The sequence below is a fragment of the Pseudanabaena sp. 'Roaring Creek' genome, from assembly GCF_001402795.1.
Lineage (GTDB): Bacteria > Cyanobacteriota > Cyanobacteriia > Pseudanabaenales > Pseudanabaenaceae > Pseudanabaena.
Genome location: NZ_LIRE01000055.1, coordinates 1 through 1601, shown reverse-complemented (window position 1 = coordinate 1601; position 1601 = coordinate 1). Strand labels below are relative to the sequence as shown.

General features: G+C 43.0%; 1 protein-coding gene. It reads left to right on the top strand.

Going from position 1 to position 1601, the window contains the following annotated elements:
- The first annotated feature begins 273 nt into the window (after positions 1–273).
- On the top strand, positions 274–1314 hold the full coding sequence (locus AC805_RS01760; protein WP_231662394.1) for a two-component regulator propeller domain-containing protein: 1041 nt from the start codon (positions 274–276) through the stop codon (positions 1312–1314).
- The last annotated feature ends 287 nt before the right edge of the window (positions 1315–1601 follow it).

The window sequence follows — 1601 nt, the reverse complement described above, 5'->3', positions numbered from 1 at the left end:
TACTCCCTTCCCAGTGAAAAATTAGACGTTGCGGCGCTTCGCGCCGCAACGCTAATTCTTGGTTTTTAATGTCTAATTTTATAGCGGGAAGGGAGTAACGTCATTTAGCCTTAAATGGGGATAAAACTAAAATTGGTGTGGCGATCGCAAGCTCTTGTGTTAACATCTGACGCTTAAAAGGACACTGATCAAGAGTGTCAACAGGGTGTAGTGAGGTGATTAAAGATGTTGGCAGCAAAAAACATATCAAGAGATAGGGCTAAAACTTTTTTATTGGCAATAACTGTTAGTTTTGTAAGCAATTTAGCAAGTTTATATACATCGACCTGTGGCTTAGTTAATCCTCTTGAGGCGATTAATCTTGGCAATCCTCAGACGGTCTCATCAATAAATACATCAACAGGCTTTTACCTTGCCCGCAATCCCTCATCAAATCTAGATGGCAGGATTAGCTCGACCCTAGTTGATAATCAGGGCAGGTTATGGATCGGTACTTGGCAAGGATTGAGGCAAATTGATTCACGCTCTGGAACGGCGATCGCTTCTATATCCCTCCCAAACTCAACTGTTACGGCATTGTTAGAAGACAATCGCGGTTATTTTTGGGTGGGGACGACGGCGGGGCTATATCAAATTGAACCCAGCTCTGGCAAGATTGAAAATATTGCCATCCAGCTATCTTCAAGTCGGATTCTCAGTTTAGCAATGGATCGGGCAGGATTCATTTGGGTAGGAACCGATCAAGGCATGACTCGCATTAGTCCCTATAATTCCGAAACCTATGCCCGTTTGCCCGACATTCCTGGAACGGCTGCTAATGTTATGCAGATCGATAATTCAGGCAATATTTGGGTGGGGACGTTAAATGGTTTGTTTAAGATTAATCCTAGTACGGCTAAAATCACCGCTAGAATTCCCTATGTATCGGGTCAAATTGTCCAAGCTCTAACCATCGACCCCTCGGGGAAAATTTGGGCGGGAACACCGCGCAATGTATACGAAATCAATCCAAGCAGCAATAAGGCGATCGCCCGTATCAATTCGGTGACAGGACGCGATATTGTCGCCCTCGCCAGTAATAAAAATGGTGAACTGTGGATTGGTATGCGTGATGGTTTGGTTCTTGCTAATACCTACAATGGAGAAATTACGACATCTGTGTATAATCTGCCCAGTAGCTCGGTGGTTAATTTGCTCATCAACAATCAACAGGTATTGATCGGTACTGAAGAAGGATTAGGCAAGATTAACGCTAAGCTCAAACCATCGGAGATCCCAAATGCTACGGCAACCTTAATTTATAAAATGAAATGAATAGCTAGACGCGATTAAATTCATATAAATACGGCGGTCGCATGGCTGTTGACAAATGTAAAACTCAAGAAATGGCGGCGCGCAGTGCCGCCATTTCTTGATCGAAGCCTGTAGAGTTTGTTACACTAATTCACAAAAGTGTTGTCACACTTTTGTGAATTAAAAACCAAACCCAGTAAGGTATAGATAATTCAAATAAAAACTACAGCTTCGACTTCGCTCAGCTAGCTTACACCGAGGGCTGAGCGAAGTCGAAGCCCGTCTACAAGTTATTTAAAACAACTATA